The following is a 17,707-nucleotide window of genomic DNA, read 5'->3' on the forward strand; positions in this document are numbered from 1 at the left end:
ACCTTTGTGGGTAAGTCCTGGTCATAATAAAAGCAGGTGTTACTTCGGTTTGGTTATGTACTTAACTTGGTTAGACAACAATAGCTGGTTAATTGAAATTAGTGGTCAACGGATATTGGTTGACCCTTGGCTAGTTGGTGAATTAAGTTTTGGCTTAGATTGGCTGTTTAAAGCTTCTCTCAAACAAGAACGCTTAATTTCCGAGCAGATTGATTTAATATTGTTGTCTCAAGGTTTGCCAGACCATGCACATTTGCCGACATTAAAGCAACTTGACCATACAATTCCGGTTGTGGCTTCGCCTAATGCGACCAAAGTGGTTCAAGATTTGGGTTACACTTGTGTCACTTGTCTAGGGCATGGTGAAACTTTTACTTTTAATAATCAATTAGAAATTCGGGCTTTACCTGGTTCTCCTATTGGCCCGACTTTGATAGAAAACAGTTATTTGTTAAAAGAATTAGCTACTGATTTCACCCTCTATTATGAGCCGCATGGCTATCACTCGCCACAGTTAAAACAATTTGCACCGGTAGATGTGCTAATTACACCAACGGTTGATTTGACATTACCGTTAGTTGGCGCAATTATTCGCGGAACAAACAGTGCTTTGGAAGTAGCTAAATGGCTGCAACCACAATTTATCCTACCTACAGCAGCAAAGGCTGATGCAACCTATGAGGGGTTGATGGTTAACTTTTTAAAGGCTGTGGGGACGGCTGAAGATTTGCGGACTTCTTTCCAGAAGAATAATCTTACTACCCAGGTGTTAGAACCTAAACCAGGCGATCGCTTGGAATTAAACTTACAAAATCGCGTTTTAACCCGTTAACTTCAGTGTAAGCGATCGCGTAAAATGATAAATAGAGCGATCGCTAATTTTCTCCAAGCAGTCTAAAAATACATCACAGAAAAATCTGTAAACTTGCTAAATTTTTATTCATCTTTTCTGGAATCAGAATATTGTGACTGTAGTTACCCTTTACAACTATCCACTCAATTAACCAAGCCTTAATTCAACCATTCAGGTGAATTCAGCAACAAAAGTCTTAAGTTATAAAAAAATATTAATACTAGTCAACTTCTATCCCAACTATTAAAACGAACCAAGGTATAAGCTTATGAAAATCTCAACTATCACAACTTCTTTTTTTACTGTCGCTGCTGTAATTTTGTCTGCTGGAATTTCGTCGGCTCAAGCGAATGGTGAAAAAATCTCTCATAATGCTAATGTTGCTAATATTACAACACATGGGCAAGTAATCACCACATCTGTTAACTCTTATATGTCGCCCAGTAATGTTACTAATTCTCATGTGATGCAACCGCTGAATCTAGTTTATCTTGCTTATCAAGGTAATTTAGAATCACAAGGCATTCCCAGTGGCAAGACTTTGATATTTCAACACCAGCACGGTAATGTTAAGGCAGAAGATGTGGTAAAAGCTGCCGTTAATGCCAAAAAAATCCCCAATCAATTTTTATACAATCCCAGCTATCTCAGTGAGGTTGATGTACAACTAGCATCTCTACAAAAAACTTTTGCTCATTAAATTTACATAGGAAAAATGAAATAAATCTTACAAGCTTTGGATGAAAGAGAGGCTAGGGGTTAGTACAACCAGGAAAAAGTCAAAAGGAAAAAGAAAGAATCATCATACCACAAGCCTTTTTGCAATTCGAGATGGTCTGTTTATTTACGCTGACCTGTACTAGTATCTTTTATTCTATGAAAATTAATGTTTTCTGATATCCTTAACTTTGTTTATAAGTTAGGGATTTTGTTCTTTATAAACATTAGATAGCAACAGATTTTTAACTCTGTAACCTATCACCTGCTGTACAACTTAGGCGGGTAAAAGTTTATGATAGTTAGAACATTCGGTTTTGGTGGGGATCAGCCACCAAAGGAAAGGGGGAAAGTTCGGTGCAAATCCGACGCTGTCCCGCAACTGTGAAGGAAAGGTCAAATGTTTACAAGCTACTTTCCCAGTCAGGATGCCCGCCGAATTATAAAATTAAGTCCATCACATCTGCGAGGTACGGATGACTGCTGCCCATACTGCTATTACAAGTAATTCTGACAATATTGCTGCTCATACTCATACTTTATTTGTTTGCCAAACCTGTGCCAGTGTTTGGCAAGATGGTAAGCGTGTAGGTGAAAGTGGCGGTCAAAAACTCCTGCACCAAATTCAGCAATTGGCGCAAGATTGGGATTTACGCGAAGAATTTCCGATCCAAGCGGTTGAATGTATGAGTGCTTGTAACCGTTCTTGTGTTGTTGCTTTTGCTGCTCAAGGTAAGTTAACTTATCTGTTTGGTGATTTAGATTTTGATAACAGTGCGGCGGCTGTTTTGGAGTGTGCCGAGCAGTACTACACTAAAACTGACGGAGTATTGCCTTGGTCAGAACGACCCGAACCCTTGAAACGGGGTATATTAGCGAAAATTCCACCCTTGTAAAATAGTGCTGAGTTAAAAGTGCTGAGTGCTGAGAATAAACGTGTTTTAATTTTGGGTGGAACCACAGAAGCGACAGAACTCGGTGCGAGAGTTGCAACTATTGATGGGATTGAAGCGATCGCATCTTTAGCCGGTCGCACCCGTGAACCCTCGCTTCCCTCTAGAAATGTGCGGATTGGTGGTTTTGGGGGTGTGGATGGACTGGTAGAATATCTGCGTCAAATGAAAATTGATGTGTTAATTGATGCTACCCATCCCTTCGCCAGTCAAATATCATACAATGCGGCGGCGGCAGCCAATGAAGTCGGGATACCCAGATTAATGTTAATTCGTCCTGCTTGGGAGAAAACAACAAGCGATCGCTGGATTGAAGTAGATAGTAATGCCGCCGCCGCCGATATTTTGCCAAACCAAGCCAAACGAGTATTCTTAACCGTTGGCAGACAAGAACTCAGCACTTTTGCCCATCTTCAAGATATATGGTTTCTGATGCGGATGATTGACCCGCCTGGAAAAGATGCCTTAGTACCACCGGGAATAATATTGTGCGATCGCGGCCCTTTTATCCTAGAAAATGAACGGAAAATTCTGGTTCAGCACAACATTGACACCATTGTGAGTAAAAATAGTGGTGGTGATGCAACTTACGCCAAAATTATTGCCGCACGAGAACTGGGTGTACAGGTTGTTATGGTCAAGCGTTCCTCAGTCCCAACCGGCGAACAAGTTACAGATGTTGATGGTGCAGTAGCTTGGTTATTAGATAAATTAAAAAGTAAGAGTATAGGGTAGTACAATTCAATTAAGGCTAAAAATTCCAGTCAATATCATCAATATTTTGTTGTTGGACTGCGAGATACCCGACTTTTTTTAAGAAGTCGGATATCTAACAAATCCCATAATACAGCACTTTGCGTAACAGTTAGGCACAATATTTAAGAAGATAAAGTAAAAAATAAGATGAAACCATACTCAATAGATTTAAGAGAGAAAATAATTAGTGTTTACGAAGCAGGAAATACATCAATTAGGAAAGTAGCAGCAAGATTCAAGGTAAGTAAAAATACAGTGCAAGGATTGGTAAAGCAAAAACGGGAACAAGGAACGTTACAGCCAAGACCAGCAACGGGAGGAAAAGCAAGTCAACTGTCTGGTTATGAACACCAGATAGAGGAAATGGTGGCGGAATTTCCAGATTATACCCTAGCCGAATATTGTGAATATTGGGGAGAAAAAACAGGAGTCAGATTGAGTGAGAGTGCAATGTGCAGATTTCTCCAAAAACAAGAATTGACAGTCAAAAAAAAACACTCAAAAAGCAGCCAAGGTCACAGAGAAACAACACAAAATAAACGGTTAGAGTATTGGGAAATTATCCGGGATGTATTTGTAGATGACTTGGTGTTCCTGGACGAAATGGGAATATTGCTAGGGTTAATGCGGGAACTGGGCAGAAGTAAAAAAGGAACGCGGGTGTATGATGTCAAGCCATTTTATCGTGGAAGTCGGGTAACTGTCGTCGGGGCAATCAGCCACAAGTCCATCCTAGCAATGAAGACATTAGACAAATCTATGACGGGTGATGACTTCAAACAATTTATTCAAGAAGAACTATTGCCTCAATTATGGCCCGGAGCAGTAGTAGTAATGGATAATTTGAGGGCACACAAGATCAAAGGTATCAAGGAGATGATAGAGTCCGTCGGTGCCAGAGTCGTTTACTTATCACCTTATTCCCCAGAATTTAATCCCATCGAACATTTATGGTGGCAACTCAAGGCATTTATCAGAAAGTTTTCTCCACATAATAAATTTGCCGTCGAACAACTCTTAGCTCTTGGAGTACTTTTATGCTCCAGTCAGCAACTTCAAAACTATTTTTCTCACTGCTGCTACTGTACCAGTTAGTCTCGCAAAGTGCTGTAATTGTTAATGTTGTGAGTATGGGGACTAAGTAAAAATGCGCTTGCGATCGCTTCATGATAAAAGATTTTTAAGTAGTAATATTTAGCATCCGTAAATTTGATACATCAATAGCAGTAATATTTGTGACAATAAGTAAAGTAATTAGCTTATAAAAGTTACACTAAAAATATTGTAAGTCGAGAGATTCCACTAGACCGACACAGCTATATCTGTGCAAATAATCGCAATTTTATCCGCGTCCATCTGCGTTTATCTGCGGTTAATTTTATTCAAACTCTATTCCATCATTTTAGTCATTTCGGTCAAACACAACTATTTTAGTTTTTGAGAGAGGATTCAAAAACTATGATTTGGTGCTGAATTACAATAAAAATTAATTAGCCGCGGACTGAGCTTCTTGATACATGATTTCTTGGAATTGAATCATGTCTTTTTGTGGGTCGGCAATACTCACTTTCACTAATAACTGTTCACCCAAGGTTACAGAACGTCTAAAAGCCATTGGTAACTGCAAGCCCAAATCTTCTAATAGAATCAGTGCTAAGTTACTGTCCTCACGCAACCACATTAAGACTGTGACTGACCAAACTTGTTCAGGATGACGGCGGAGATATTCTAATGCCCAATATCTATTAGTTTGCCGTTCTACCATTGTTACTTCTTGGGTAATGGTAGAGACAGTCATCATTACTTCTTTGAGTTGTTCGGCGGAAAAAGGCAGAACTTCGCCGCGCAGATGGGCTTTGAGTTGAAAATGAGTGAGTAAATCACTGTAGCGCCGGATGGGCGAAGTGGCTTGGGTATAAGTATCTAATCCCAAACCCGCATGACGTAGAGGTGTGATGCTCATTTCACTCTTGGGCATACACCGCCGCATTGCACAAGCACGTACAAACCCAGCAGGGAGTTGAATTAATTCTTCTTCTGGGGGCAATTCTGGCTGTGGCTGACCACGGAAGGGCAGAGGTATATTATGAGTTTGACCGTAACGGGCGGCGACTTCACCAGCAAGAATCATCATTTCTGCTACCAGTTGCCGTGATGAGGAATCGTCTAAGATATCAATACTAATATCGTCACCTTTGACTTTAATCATTGCCTCTGGCATATTGATGCTGATGGCTCCTTGGTTGTAACGCCAAGATTTGCGTTTGATTGCCCAATTTGCGATCGCGGCAATTTCTGGTTCTGCTTGCACGCCTAATTCCAGCATCTCATCGACATCTTCATAGGTGAGGCGATATGTCGGTTTAATCAAGCTGGCGTGAATGCTGTAATCTTCTACTGCCCCATTGCTATCTAGAATAATCCCAAAGCTGAGGGCGCAACAAATTCTCCCCTGTACCAAACTCATCGGCCCAGTCGCCAAGATTTCTGGGAACATGGGAACCATCCCTGTGGGTAAATAAACCGTACTTCCCCGCTTTCTGGCTTCTAAATCTAAGTCATCTTCTGGTTCTAACCAGCGCGTCGGGTCAGCAATATGTACCCACAATCTTTCTTGACCATCACTGAGTGATTCCCAACTCAGACCATCATCTATCTCAGTGGTACTTTCATCATCAATTGTGTAAACCTTTAGATGAGTCAAATCCAGGCGATTTGCATCCAAGTCTGTTGTTGGGGAATCCAAACGCTGTTGCGCCACTTCTAATACCTTGCTAGTAAACTGAACAGGAATTGACGAACGACGCAGGAACAAGTTTTCATAAGGACTCCACCAGCCCAGGTCTACTAATAATTGAAAAGCTCCTTGGGGGGTTCCAGGCCGCCCCAGCATATTCATCGTTTCTAAGACTGGTGCTGGAGGAGGATACGCCCTAGATAGCGCATCATATTTTACTCCCTCCCGCACAATATCAGCCATTAAAGCTGCGTATTTTTCTAATGCTTCTAGACGATGGCGATCGTGTCTTTGCCATTCTACCGCTTCACCTTTGAGTGCTTGTTCTACACGCACTAAAAATTCTTGCTGTCCCTTGGCTTTGAGGGTTTCTACTTCTATCTGATGTTTACGTTCGGCTACTTGGGCGGTTGTGCGCGGTTCATAAGCATCGCCTTTTTGCTTGAAGTAGAGTTTGTCATCTGATAACAAGCAATGGGCTGCATAACAAGGGGCTGGTTCTGATTCGGAAAACAGCAGATTCGCCATTTGCGATGGGGTGACTGCTTCTCCATCTTCCACCAATAATTCCCAAGCCACTTCTAAGCTAGATGGGTCTAAATATGGTTTGACTTCTTCGAGAAATTTTGGAATTTCAGAGGACTTGTAGGTTTGTCCGTTAACTGTATATGTAATTTGTCTCGGCGCGAGGCTGTGGGATTGACCACGTTCATCTACCACAAACCAACGGGTCTTACCATCTGGACGATCTACCACACCCAGACGGCGATCGCCTTGAACCCTAAATTCAACTAGCGTCCCCTTCTCCACAACTCTCGCACTCTTATAATTTTAGATTTTAGATTTCGGATTTTAGATTATATAATCTCGAATCCCAGAAAATTTTATGTAGGAACCAATTTTACACTTTAATTATTCAGATTAGAGATTTTGGACTTAGAAAGACAAAGCTTTTCCTGTTAATCCAAAATCTAAAATCCTAATCTTAAAATTGATTTAGCCTTCAGCGTTGATGAACGGTAACAATGCGACAATCCGCGCCCGTTTAATTGCTAATGTTAAGTCTCGCTGTTGCTGACAAGTCAGCCCAGTAATCCGCCGAGGTAGAATTTTACCCCGTTCGGTAATAAACTTACGCAGTAAATCAACATCCTTGTAATCAATTGGCTCTCCTGGCTTAATTGGAGACAGACGACGACGATAGTAACTCATCTTTACTTGATTTCCTTATGAACGGTATGTTTGTTGCAGTGGGTACAGAACTTGTTCAGTTCTAGACGGTTGGTCGTATTACGACGGTTTTTCATGGTGGTATACCGGGACACACCAGGAGAACGCTTGTCAGGGTTGCTACGACACTCGGTACATTCTAGTGTCACTATTATGCGGACACCTTTACTCTTAGCCATAATCTTACAAACAGTAAAGCCTGAAGAGAAATTTACACAAATGACTATCTTCGCACATTTCGTTGCAAAGTATCAACTAAACGCTTGATTTTGATATCGAGCGAGTAGCCCCGACGCGATGAAACTATAAAAGTTCTAGCGTAACGGTCATGCAAAGCTTGCCGTAACTGGGGATCGGAGAAAGCTGCACCACAGTCTATTGCCAGAGGAAGTAATAGCAGTATAGCAGTGGGATTTGCTCTCAGGTTGCCAAGGGCGATCGACACCAACAAAGCACCAAAGCCAATTATAGCTTCTCGCTTCACCAGTGCCAGCAACTCTGGAATTCTCCCGACTACTTGCCCATTTTCTACTTCTAGGATTTTCAAGTCAAAAGCCCAGCGTCCTAAACTTTGCCCTCGATTATTAAATACCACCACTACCCGTAAAATCAGCCAACAAAAGATAAAAACTAAAATCTGGATAAATTGAATACCAAGGCTACTACTCCCAAATAGGGAACTGACTAACCAAGCACCTAAAAAATCCAGCCCCAAAGCCAGACCTCGCCGCCAAATCTCGGCTTTGGGATAGTGTTTTTGCGGAGTTCTTTCGATAGTCATATTAAATAGGTAAGTAGGTGGGTATGAATATTTATCGTTAGGGAAAGGCAGGAGGCAGGAGGCAGAAGGCAAGAGGGTTTAGGGCAAATTTACTTTTATTTACATACTTCGGTTTTTTTACGCCTTTCTACTTATTTTTATTTAGCAGTTGGGAAATAATCTATGCTTCTCTTCTTAATATTAAAGTGATAGCTGGGTGCTTGCTTTGCGGAAAAAGCCCGAAATCACGCCTAATAAACATAAAACAGTATGACTGAGGAAAATCAACCATAAGAGGAAAAGTTTGACCCAGCAACAGATAATAGAGATTGGTCAGCAGCAGCCACAGAATTAGCTTGTTTTGCACTTGCTAGAAGTAAAGGAAAGCGGTTAGTTAAAATTATCAATACTGGAAATGAGCCGCTACCATTTATTTGTATTTTTGAGGATTACCCAGAATGACATCCACAGGGACAACTGCTAATCAAATCCCCGTTAGCATCCTCATTCCGATGCTAAGTGCTATTGATGACCGTGATTATCAGCTTTTTAAAGAATTAGAAAATACTTTTGTTACTCAGTATGGTGTTGAGGTGTGGCAAGATGTTTTTAATTTCCGCATCTTACCAGCCCTTGATCAGCAATCTAATAAATGGCTACTACAATCATGGTGTAGTAATGGAATTATAAGTGTTCAGGATATAGCTTGAATATTTTTAAGTTGCATTACCAGAGTCTTTCACCATGTTGCAAGTTAGCGATGTAGAAGCAGTTATTTCAAATTTGGTACAACCGTTAGATCCTAGACGGGATATAGAAATTGTAGATTTATTGGCGGCAAGCGATCGCATTCTGGCAAACCCCATTACCAGTCAGCTAGACTTTCCCCATTGGGATAATTCAGCGATGGATGGCTACGCAGTCCGTTACGCAGATGTACAGCAAGCTAACGCCCAACAACCAGCAATTTTAGATATTGTTGAAGAAATTCCCGCAGGATATCAACCAAAAACCACAATTCAACCAGGACAAGCAGCGCGAATTTTTACTGGTGCAGTAATTCCAACAGGTGCGGATACTGTAGTTATGCAAGAAAGGACAAGCCGCGAGGAAAATCGTGTGTTGATTCAAGTCGCACCACAACCAAAAGAATATGTCAGACACAAAGGATCTTATTATCAAGCCGGAAATCAACTTTTACCCGCCGGAATCAAATTAAAAGCGGCGGAAATTGCTGTTTTAGCAGCAGCACAATGTCCCCAAGTCAAAGTTTACCGCCGTCCAAAAGTTGCAATTTTTTCTACTGGTGATGAATTAGTTACACCAAATACACCATTACAACCAGGACAAATTGTTGATTCTAATAATTATGCTCTGGCAACTTTAGTTAAAGAAACTGGTGCAGAGCCTTTATTATTAGGCATTGTGAAAGATAATCCTGTGGCTTTACAAGAAACCATTGCTTACGCCATAGCAAATGCTGATATTGTGCTTTCTTCTGGGGGGGTTTCTGTTGGTGAATATGATTATGTAGATAAAATTCTGGAAGATTTAGGGGCAGAAATTCATATTCGCGCTGTGGAAATGACACCAGGAAAACCATTAACTGTGGCGAATTTCCCTCAGCAAAATTCAGCCATTTATTTTGGTTTACCGGGAAATCCTGTTTCAGCTTTAGTAACTTTTTGGCGATTTGTACAACCTACAATTAAAAAATTAGCTGGACTTTCTGAAGGCTGGGAGGCAAAATTTATTAAGGTGCGATCGCATGATGAACTACGCGCCAATGGTAAACGCGAAACTTATATTTGGGGAAAATTAAATTTAGTTGCTGACGTTTACGAATTTCACACAGCTGGTGGTACTCATAATTCTGGCAACTTAATTAACTTAGCTCAAACTAATGCCTTAGCAGTTTTATCAGTAGGTCAAACCTTAATTACAGCAGGCGAAGAAGTACAAGTCTTATTAATTGCTGCTGTGTAAATCTTGAATTTTGACTTCACGGTTGGGTGTGTACACATATCTAAAACCCTCCTACCTTCTGCCTCCTGCCTTTTCCAAACTACAAATATTCACGCCGCTTTACTTTAATACCTAATACGTGGGTCAACGTAAGCATTAATAATATCAATTAAAATGCTTGCCCCCACAACGATCGCACCAAAAAATACCAAAACACCTTGGACTGTGGGATAATCGCGATCGCTGATTGCTTGATATAAGCGATTAGCTAAACCAGGCCAAGAAAATGTCACTTCTGTTAAAATCGCACCACCCAACAACGAAGCAAAGGTCAAGCCTAACACCGTAATTACGGGAATTAAGGCATTCTTTAAAGCATGAGAGACTAAAATTTTATTTTCTGCAATTCCTCTCGCCCTAGCCGCTTCTACATAGTCTGCACGCAGGGTTTGTTTTAAATTAACCCGGACAATACGCTCAAAAATGCCACTGAGCAAAATTCCCAAAGTCAAACTCGGTAGGGCAAGATGGTGCAAAGAAGCAAAAAACTGCGTCAAATTACCACTCAACAAACTATCAAAGGTATATAAGCCGGTAATTGGTGATGGTGGCGGTAGTGTCGGCGGAAAACGGTTCGAGTTAGGAAACCAACCCAATTGCACAGAAAAAACTAGCTGTAACAGCATTCCCGCCCAAAACATTGGTAAAGCGTAAGTAATAATTCCAAATAACCTTCCACCTATATCAAAATAAGTTCCTGGACGAGAAGCGGAAAGCGTACCTACCAAAATCCCAACAATTAGCGCAACTGCCATACTAAATACAGCTAACTCCACTGTTGCGGGGAAATACTGTCCGATGATGTCCCAAACATTTTGTCCGCGACTGGTTAAAGAAGTTCCTAAATCAAACCGCAGTAAATTACCTAAATAATTTAAATACTGCAACCAAATAGGTAAATTTAATCCTAATTGCTTGCGTAATTCTTCCTTTGCTGCTTCTGGCGCACGTCCACCCAAAATCGCATCAGCAGGATCTCCGGGTGTCGCGCGTAATAATAAAAATACGATAGTATGATAGTTAAAAGTTGTAATGGCGCTAGGAGCAACCGCGAAACAATGTAATATTGTAGGGCTTTTGAGCGAGACATATTTTAGTTATTTGTCATTAGTCACTTGTACTGAGCGTTCGCGCAGCGTCTCCGACAGGAGAAGCCAAAGTATTAGTCATTGGTCATTTGCCATTCGTTATTTGTGAAATAGAATACAAAAGACGAAGGACAAATGACAAAGGACTATTAACTATTTTTTGATTGTTTTATAAATCAAGTTCTGAGTAGGGTCAAGCTGCACGTTACTAACACCTTTTTGAGCAAATACATAGTCTTTGTTTTGCCAAAGGGGAACGTAAGGTACATCATTTAGTACTTGGGTTTGAATTTGAGCAAAAATTTGCCCTCGTGCGCTAGGATTTTGTTCTTTGCGTTGTTGGTCGATGAGTTTATTCATGGTTTCGCTATAGTAAAACGAACCTTGAGTTTGACTACCGCCATCTTCACAACCTTTCGCATCAGACCCTTTTTGACAAGCTAAGAAAGGTTGTACATAGTTATCTGGATCTAAAAAGTCAGGATACCAATCAAGCAAAGCTGCGGGATATAAACCTTTAGAAATGTCTTTAAAGAAAGTCGGCCCTTCGACTGTGTTGACTTCTAATTGGACAATGCCATCCATTTTAGTATCAGCCAGTGATTTGAGTGTTTGCGCTGCTAAACTGCGAGTCGGTGAACTAGAAGGATACCAAACAGGAATTTTGACAGGATTATCTTTAGAGTAGCCAGCTTTAGTGAGTAATTCCTTGGCTTGATCAAATTTACCGTCACCATATTTATCTTTAAATAATGGTTGGGAAACGTTGAATGTAGTCGGAATCATACTATAAAGTGGATCAGCCTGACCGTATAAAACTCGCTCATTTAATAGTTGACGGTCGATAATTGCTGCGATCGCTTGTCTAACTTCTGGTTTATCTAAAGGTTTTTGATTGCGATTTAATACCAGATAACTTACTACACTACCTTGGGCTGTAATCGCTTGCCAATCTCCTTTTTTACCACCTTCTTCTAAGCTGCGAATTTGGTCAGGTTGTAGTGATAAATAAGCAACATCTACTGCACCTGTACGAAAAGCATTAAACAAGTTAACTGGACTGGTTTGAATTTGGACATTAATACCTTGATTTACGGGTTTTTCTCCCCAATATTTATCAAATACATCCATCCGCAGTGAATCTGTCCCATACTGCGCTAATTTATAAGGGCCAGTCCCAACAAATGTATTGGGTTTGAATTTACCAGCACCTATTTCATAAGCTTTGGGTGAAACTGCACAAACTCCTGAAAATGCCAGTAATGAGGGAAATGCTGCAAAGGGTTTTTTGAGTTTAATTGTTAACTCATTTTCACCCGTGGCAGTTACGGAAGCTACTGTATCAGCTAATAAAAAAGAAGGTTTACCTTTATTTTCAATAAATCGCTTAATACTAAACTCCATTGCTTTAGCGTTGAAGGGTGTGCCATCGTGAAACACAACTCCTTGGCGTAGTGGGATAGTGTAAGTTAAACCATCTTTGCTGACTTTAGGTAAACTTGTCGCCAGTTGGGGTTTAATTTCTGTGCTACCTGGTTCGTAAGTATAAAGGCGATCGCTCATATTAAACACTAAACCCAAAGATGCCAACTCGTAAGCATCTGCTGGATCTAATGTCCTCGGCTTGGCAGTTGTCCCAATCGTAATACGACCATCACCCCCAGGCGTATTGGCATTACTCGACGGCGTGGTATTCGCTTGTTGTCGCGTACCACAACTAATGACTAAAAACAAACACAGACAGAACAGAGAAACGAATTGAGTCAACCGACCCCATCTTCGTACAGACAAGGGAAACAAAGTCATACCTTTGAAATTTTTCCAATTAGCGGTCAGTAATCATACTATATGTCTGGCAATAATACCCAATTTTTTATAATTTCAGACAGGCTCAGGTTAAGCAGTAATACTTATTTACTAAACAAACCATCAATGTATAGCAAGAAGCAGGAGGTAAAAGTCTTACTAGGCTTGACATTCGTGCTTTTTAAATGTCCTTCCCTAATACTTTGACTGCCGTAATTTGATATTACAGAGGTTAAAAGCACAATTATTGAACTTATATCAAAAAATGTTACAAAAACTAATTTTGTTGCAGCCATATTTTAATGTGATATTTTGAACTATTTGAATTTAAAATTCCAGCAAATTTATAAGACAGTCTGTATATGTGAAAATCCGCAAAATTTCAGTATTTAATCTGAAATTTACAAAGCAGATAAAATTGTCTTAAAAGAATAAGATTATTTTAAATAAAATTTGTTAAGCTGCTCAATTAGCTCTCATACTTTACATTTCAAGTTAGCCTTTTAACTGATGAGAGTGCTTGATTAAAAGCATAATCAGGAATCTTGGCATCATAGCTTGATGAGCCAAGCTGCTTTATTTAAAACATCTACCGAGTCAAATTTGTGGGTGTAGATATCAAAATTTATAGTCAAAATAGCGAGATAAAACCGTGAAATATTTTTTTCTTTCGGAAGGATGGAATATTGGTAGAGTTTGGTCATCTGATGGGTTGTGGCAAATTACTGCATGGCGACGGCAACCAGATATTCAGAGGATGAATATTTGTATAGTAGAAAACAATGAATTACTCTGGCTTTATCGTACAGAAGAAGCTGTTTTAACAATAGAAGTTAAACCCTCAACCTCAGAAATTGCCACTCAAACAATTGGCCAAGTAGTACTAAAGCGTCTAATGAGTGCCGAACAGGTAATTGAACGTCTCAATACAGCCGAAGCCAAGTGTCAGCTACAAAACATCCAATTGGTGACACAGTAATTTGTTGTAGCAATAGTCAATAGGGAGGAAGGATAAGATTGGGTAGGTATATGGCAGATTGGTTACAAGGAATAATTACTGAGTTGTCCTCCCTATCTACCCCACTCACCACTTCCTACTCCCTTAATCTACGTAAATGAAATTGTGACGGAGATTTGTGAGAAGATAACACAGATGGGATACTGATCGCATCGATTTACCCGCTTGCAAACAATTCCATCAATAGTTACACTTTTTAAAACATTCTCATTTTTGTATGGCGATCGCGTAGACGACTACAAGGCTGCTGCCAACAAGGGTAGCTCGCTCGATTACCCAAATACCAACCCGGTATTTGCCGAGTTCCCTGAGAACAAGGGAGAGTTTTATGAAAAAATTCTTGGAGAAGACAAGCGATCGCAACCCCAAAAGGTCAAGCTACCGCAGCGTCTAAGTGTTGCCAAAGCCACATAGTCTGTCTTGTAAAGACTGAGCCGTGGTTAAACTCAGAACCCTGGCAATAAAAAAACTCAGAGATTTCTTTAAAAAGCGGTCTTCGCCAATTTAAAGAACTCAGTAAACAAAATTGCTTTGTAAACATAACTCTTCAAGGAGGAGCGTAGTCGATGGGACTACCTTGGTACCGAGTACATACAGTTGTTCTGAACGATCCAGGGCGGCTGATTTCTGTACACTTAATGCACACAGCCCTGGTGGCAGGCTGGGCTGGTTCAATGGCGTTATATGAACTCGCTATTTATGACCCCAGCGATCCTGTTCTCAACCCCATGTGGCGACAAGGGATGTTCGTGCTGCCCTTCATGGCACGTCTAGGTGTTACCCAATCTTGGGGCGGCTGGAGCGTTACTGGTGGCCCTGCTACTGACCCTGGTTTCTGGTCTTTTGAAGGTGTAGCTGCTGCTCACATCGTACTTTCTGGTTTATTATTCTTAGCCGCAGTTTGGCACTGGGTTTACTGGGATTTGGAACTCTTTAGAGATCCTCGGACTGGTGAACCAGCACTAGACTTGCCAAAAATGTTTGGTATTCACCTGTTCTTATCTGGTTTACTTTGCTTTGGTTTTGGTGCATTCCACCTCACCGGACTTTACGGCCCTGGGATGTGGATTTCTGACGCTTATGGAGTCACGGGTAGCGTCCAGCCAGTAGCACCAGAATGGGGGCCAGATGGCTTTAACCCCTTTAACCCCGGCGGTATTGTAGCTCACCACATCGCCGCAGGTGTTGTTGGCATTATTGCTGGTTTATTCCACCTCACAGTTAGACCACCCGAAAGGCTATACAAAGCCCTACGGATGGGTAACATTGAAACCGTACTTTCCAGCAGTATTGCGGCAGTATTCTTCTCGGCTTTCGTTGTGGCTGGTACCATGTGGTACGGTAGCGCAACCACCCCCATCGAACTGTTTGGCCCTACCCGTTACCAATGGGATCAAGGCTACTTCCGTCAAGAAATTAACCGTCGTGTACAAGCAAGCGTAGCCAACGGTGCAAGCTTGTCTGAAGCTTGGTCACAAATTCCTGAAAAATTGGCATTCTACGATTACGTTGGTAATAGCCCTGCCAAAGGTGGTTTGTTCCGTACAGGCCCTATGGTCAAGGGTGATGGTATTGCTCAGTCTTGGCAAGGTCACGCAGTATTCACAGATGCTGAAGGTAGAGAATTGACTGTCCGTCGTCTACCTAACTTCTTTGAAACCTTCCCCGTAATTTTGACCGACAGCGATGGTGTTGTCCGCGCTGACATTCCTTTCCGTCGGGCAGAATCTAAATATAGCTTTGAACAAACTGGTGTCACCGTTAGCTTCTATGGTGGTGACTTAAACGGTAAGACCTTCACAGATCCTGCTGATGTGAAGAAATATGCTCGTAAAGCTCAAGGCGGCGAAATCTTTGAATTTGACCGCGAAACCTTGAACTCCGACGGGGTATTCCGTACCAGTCCTAGAGGTTGGTTTACCTTTGGACACGCAGTATTCGCTTTATTATTCTTCTTCGGTCACTTATGGCACGGCGCTCGGACAATCTACCGAGATGTATTTGCTGGTGTGGAAGCCGACCTAGAAGAGCAAGTCGAATGGGGTCTGTTCCAGAAAGTGGGTGATAAATCAACCCGCCGGAAGGAAGCCCTCTAATTATTTAGTGCTGAGTAATGAGTAATGAGTAAAGTCTGGAACTCAGCACTCAGCACTCAGCACTCATTACTCTAAGGAGCTTTTGAGATGGAAAGCGTTGCATACATTTTAATTTTTACTTTGTGCATAGGCGTTCTGTTTTTTGCGATCGCCTTCCGTGAACCTCCCCGCATTGAGAAAAAAAGACGAGTAGTAGGTTACTATTACCAAGCTTTGCAAACACAAAATATCCGCCGTTGTCTAGCTATAACGGCGGATATTTTACTGAATTTAGCAATGTATAAAAATCTCTTCTAACTTATGGCTGATAGGCAAATGCCATTTTTTATATGATATAATCTTCTATCTGGAAGTTGATATGTGTTAACACTAGCTTTCTACGCTAGGATTAATAAGGGACGTAAGCTTACACTGGTCTTCAGTGGCTTACACAGGCATTATCATTATGTCACAAAACTTTACGGAGACTAGAACCAGGAACAAATCAGCATGGTCAATCAGAACTTAACCGCTACAGAAATTGGATTTACTCACGAAGATTTCGCTGCTCTACTTGACAAATACGACTATCACTTTAGCCCTGGAGATATTGTACCAGGAACGGTTTTCAGTATAGAGCCGCGCGGCGCTCTGATTGACATCGGTGCTAAAACAGCAGCATATATCCCCATACAAGAAATGTCTATTAACCGGGTAGATGCCCCGGAAGAAGTTTTACAGTCGAACGAAACACGCGAGTTTTTCATCCTTACTGATGAAAACGAAGATGGTCAGTTGACCCTCTCGATTCGTCGTATTGAATATATGCGGGCTTGGGAACGTGTACGTCAGTTGCAAGCTGAAGATGCAACTGTGCGTTCTGGTGTATTTGCAACAAACCGTGGTGGTGCGTTGGTAAGAATTGAGGGATTGCGTGGATTTATCCCTGGTTCCCACATTAGTACTCGCAAACCCAAAGAAGAATTAGTGGGTGAAGAACTACCCTTGAAGTTCTTGGAAGTAGACGAAGAACGTAACCGCCTAGTTTTATCTCATCGTCGGGCGCTGGTTGAACGTAAGATGAACCGCCTCGAAGTTGGCGAGGTAGTAATTGGTACAGTTCGCGGGATCAAGCCTTACGGTGCTTTCATCGACATCGGTGGTGTCAGTGGCTTGTTACACATATCGGAAATTTCTCACGAACATATCGATACACCTCACAGCGTGTTCAATGTCAATGATGAAGTGAAAGTGATGATCATTGATTTGGATGCTGAAAGAGGTCGGATTTCTCTATCTACCAAACAGTTGGAACCAGAACCCGGTGATATGATTAAAAACCGTGATTTGGTTTACGATAAAGCTGAAGAAATGGCAGCTAAGTATCGTGAGCAACTGTTAGCGAAACAACAAGGGATCACCGCACCTCCTACTGAGGAAGCTGTAGCTGAAGAAGAAATTCCAGCAGCTATTGAAGAAGAGATTCCAGCAGCTATTGAAGAAGAAATTCCCGTAGCTATTGAAGAGTAAGATTAATAGATAATTGCATTCAAGTTTAAAAAAGAGGGATATTCCCTCTTTTTTTATTAAACAGAATTCAAGAGTCAGGAGCTAGAATTCAGAATGAAATTCTGGCTTCTAGGTGGTGCGTCTTTTTCCTCCATTGATTGTATTCTGACTCCTGAATCC

General features: G+C 41.2%; 16 protein-coding genes, 2 pseudogenes and 1 riboswitch. Of the genes and pseudogenes, 12 read left to right on the forward strand and 6 right to left on the reverse strand.

The annotated features are described in order from the left end of the window. The first annotated feature begins 55 nt into the window (after positions 1-55). The 5 genes from ACX27_RS24085 to ACX27_RS31200 all read left to right on the forward strand — a co-directional run bounded on the left by ACX27_RS24085 (position 56) and on the right by ACX27_RS31200 (position 4,374). The gene (locus ACX27_RS24085) at positions 56-832 is read left to right on the forward strand and encodes an MBL fold metallo-hydrolase (protein ID WP_062296139.1); all 777 of its coding nucleotides are present in this window, start codon (positions 56-58) and stop codon (positions 830-832) included. A 289-nt stretch (positions 833-1,121) separates the two neighbouring features. Then, a complete protein-coding gene (locus ACX27_RS24090; protein ID WP_062296141.1) occupies positions 1,122-1,553 on the forward strand; it encodes a hypothetical protein in 432 nt (143 codons plus the stop codon). 312 nt (positions 1,554-1,865) lie between these two features. After that, a riboswitch (cobalamin riboswitch) is annotated at positions 1,866-2,024 on the forward strand. A gap of 22 nt (positions 2,025-2,046) precedes the next feature. Next, a complete protein-coding gene (locus ACX27_RS24095; protein ID WP_062296143.1) occupies positions 2,047-2,466 on the forward strand; it encodes a DUF1636 domain-containing protein in 420 nt (139 codons plus the stop codon). A gap of 18 nt (positions 2,467-2,484) precedes the next feature. Further along, entirely contained in the window at positions 2,485-3,258 is a 774-nt protein-coding gene (locus tag ACX27_RS24100; RefSeq protein ID WP_062296144.1) for a cobalt-precorrin-6A reductase, read from the forward strand. Between the two features lie 168 nt (positions 3,259-3,426). Next, the gene (locus tag ACX27_RS31200) at positions 3,427-4,374 is read left to right on the forward strand and encodes an IS630 family transposase (RefSeq protein ID WP_083468822.1); all 948 of its coding nucleotides are present in this window, start codon (positions 3,427-3,429) and stop codon (positions 4,372-4,374) included. 391 nt (positions 4,375-4,765) lie between these two features. Here the strand turns inward: ACX27_RS31200 and ACX27_RS24115 are convergent, their stop codons facing one another. The 4 genes from ACX27_RS24115 to ACX27_RS24125 form a co-directional block, all read right to left on the reverse strand. Then, positions 4,766-6,826, reverse strand: coding sequence for a ribonuclease catalytic domain-containing protein (locus tag ACX27_RS24115; RefSeq protein ID WP_062296146.1), 2,061 nt, complete (start codon positions 6,824-6,826; stop codon positions 4,766-4,768). Positions 6,827-7,012: 186 nt separating this feature from the next. Then, complete coding sequence (gene rpsR, locus ACX27_RS24120) at positions 7,013-7,228, reverse strand: 30S ribosomal protein S18 (RefSeq protein WP_062296148.1); 216 nt, start codon at positions 7,226-7,228, stop codon at positions 7,013-7,015. Between the two features lie 2 nt (positions 7,229-7,230). After that, on the reverse strand, positions 7,231-7,425 hold the full coding sequence (rpmG, locus tag ACX27_RS31205; RefSeq protein ID WP_083468823.1) for a 50S ribosomal protein L33: 195 nt from the start codon (positions 7,423-7,425) through the stop codon (positions 7,231-7,233). A gap of 44 nt (positions 7,426-7,469) precedes the next feature. Further along, the gene (locus ACX27_RS24125) at positions 7,470-8,027 is read right to left on the reverse strand and encodes an RDD family protein (protein WP_062296150.1); all 558 of its coding nucleotides are present in this window, start codon (positions 8,025-8,027) and stop codon (positions 7,470-7,472) included. A 437-nt stretch (positions 8,028-8,464) separates the two neighbouring features. Between ACX27_RS24125 and ACX27_RS24130 the strand changes: the two genes are divergently transcribed. Further along, a complete protein-coding gene (locus ACX27_RS24130) occupies positions 8,465-8,716 on the forward strand; it encodes a hypothetical protein (protein WP_062296152.1) in 252 nt (83 codons plus the stop codon). A 34-nt stretch (positions 8,717-8,750) separates the two neighbouring features. Then, on the forward strand, positions 8,751-9,992 hold the full coding sequence (locus tag ACX27_RS24135; RefSeq protein WP_062296154.1) for a molybdopterin molybdotransferase MoeA: 1,242 nt from the start codon (positions 8,751-8,753) through the stop codon (positions 9,990-9,992). Positions 9,993-10,096: 104 nt separating this feature from the next. Here the strand turns inward: ACX27_RS24135 and ACX27_RS24140 are convergent. After that, positions 10,097-11,121: pseudogene (locus ACX27_RS24140) on the reverse strand (ABC transporter permease). Positions 11,122-11,272: 151 nt separating this feature from the next. Next, positions 11,273-12,925, reverse strand: coding sequence for an ABC transporter substrate-binding protein (locus tag ACX27_RS24145; protein WP_062296156.1), 1,653 nt, complete (start codon positions 12,923-12,925; stop codon positions 11,273-11,275). Positions 12,926-13,577: 652 nt separating this feature from the next. Between ACX27_RS24145 and ACX27_RS24150 the strand changes: the two genes are divergently transcribed. The 5 genes and pseudogenes from ACX27_RS24150 (at position 13,578) to ACX27_RS24170 (ending at position 17,548) form a co-directional block, all read left to right on the forward strand. After that, positions 13,578-13,904, forward strand: a complete 327-nt coding sequence (locus ACX27_RS24150) for a hypothetical protein (RefSeq protein ID WP_062296158.1) — start codon at positions 13,578-13,580, stop codon at positions 13,902-13,904. Positions 13,905-14,108: 204 nt separating this feature from the next. Further along, the gene (locus ACX27_RS24155) at positions 14,109-14,357 is read left to right on the forward strand and encodes a hypothetical protein (RefSeq protein WP_144427521.1); all 249 of its coding nucleotides are present in this window, start codon (positions 14,109-14,111) and stop codon (positions 14,355-14,357) included. Between the two features lie 152 nt (positions 14,358-14,509). Continuing rightward, positions 14,510-16,039 carry a photosystem II chlorophyll-binding protein CP47 gene (gene psbB, locus ACX27_RS24160; RefSeq protein WP_062296161.1) on the forward strand — a complete coding sequence of 510 codons (1,530 nt, stop codon included), beginning with the start codon at positions 14,510-14,512 and terminating at the stop codon, positions 16,037-16,039. Between the two features lie 87 nt (positions 16,040-16,126). After that, positions 16,127-16,222, forward strand: a pseudogene (locus ACX27_RS24165) (photosystem II reaction center protein T); the annotation flags it as partial. Between the two features lie 306 nt (positions 16,223-16,528). Next, positions 16,529-17,548 carry a 30S ribosomal protein S1 gene (locus ACX27_RS24170; protein ID WP_062296163.1) on the forward strand — a complete coding sequence of 340 codons (1,020 nt, stop codon included), beginning with the start codon at positions 16,529-16,531 and terminating at the stop codon, positions 17,546-17,548. Positions 17,549-17,707: the final 159 nt, after the last annotated feature.

Origin of the sequence: Nostoc piscinale CENA21, assembly GCF_001298445.1 — a bacterium.
In the GTDB taxonomy this organism is placed as follows: Bacteria; Cyanobacteriota; Cyanobacteriia; order Cyanobacteriales; family Nostocaceae; genus Nostoc_B; species Nostoc_B piscinale_A.

Coding starts and splice junctions, on each gene's coding strand:
- ACX27_RS24085 (WP_062296139.1), top strand. CDS start 56: ATGTACTTAACTTGGTTAGACAACAATAGCTGGTTAATTGAAATTAGT.
- ACX27_RS24090 (WP_062296141.1), top strand. CDS start 1,122: ATGAAAATCTCAACTATCACAACTTCTTTTTTTACTGTCGCTGCTGTA.
- ACX27_RS24095 (WP_062296143.1), top strand. CDS start 2,047: ATGACTGCTGCCCATACTGCTATTACAAGTAATTCTGACAATATTGCT.
- ACX27_RS31200 (WP_083468822.1), top strand. CDS start 3,427: ATGAAACCATACTCAATAGATTTAAGAGAGAAAATAATTAGTGTTTAC.
- rpsR (WP_062296148.1), bottom strand. CDS start 7,228: ATGAGTTACTATCGTCGTCGTCTGTCTCCAATTAAGCCAGGAGAGCCA.
- rpmG (WP_083468823.1), bottom strand. CDS start 7,425: ATGGCTAAGAGTAAAGGTGTCCGCATAATAGTGACACTAGAATGTACC.
- ACX27_RS24125 (WP_062296150.1), bottom strand. CDS start 8,027: ATGACTATCGAAAGAACTCCGCAAAAACACTATCCCAAAGCCGAGATT.
- ACX27_RS24130 (WP_062296152.1), top strand. CDS start 8,465: ATGACATCCACAGGGACAACTGCTAATCAAATCCCCGTTAGCATCCTC.
- ACX27_RS24135 (WP_062296154.1), top strand. CDS start 8,751: ATGTTGCAAGTTAGCGATGTAGAAGCAGTTATTTCAAATTTGGTACAA.
- ACX27_RS24145 (WP_062296156.1), bottom strand. CDS start 12,925: ATGACTTTGTTTCCCTTGTCTGTACGAAGATGGGGTCGGTTGACTCAA.
- psbB (WP_062296161.1), top strand. CDS start 14,510: ATGGGACTACCTTGGTACCGAGTACATACAGTTGTTCTGAACGATCCA.
- ACX27_RS24170 (WP_062296163.1), top strand. CDS start 16,529: ATGGTCAATCAGAACTTAACCGCTACAGAAATTGGATTTACTCACGAA.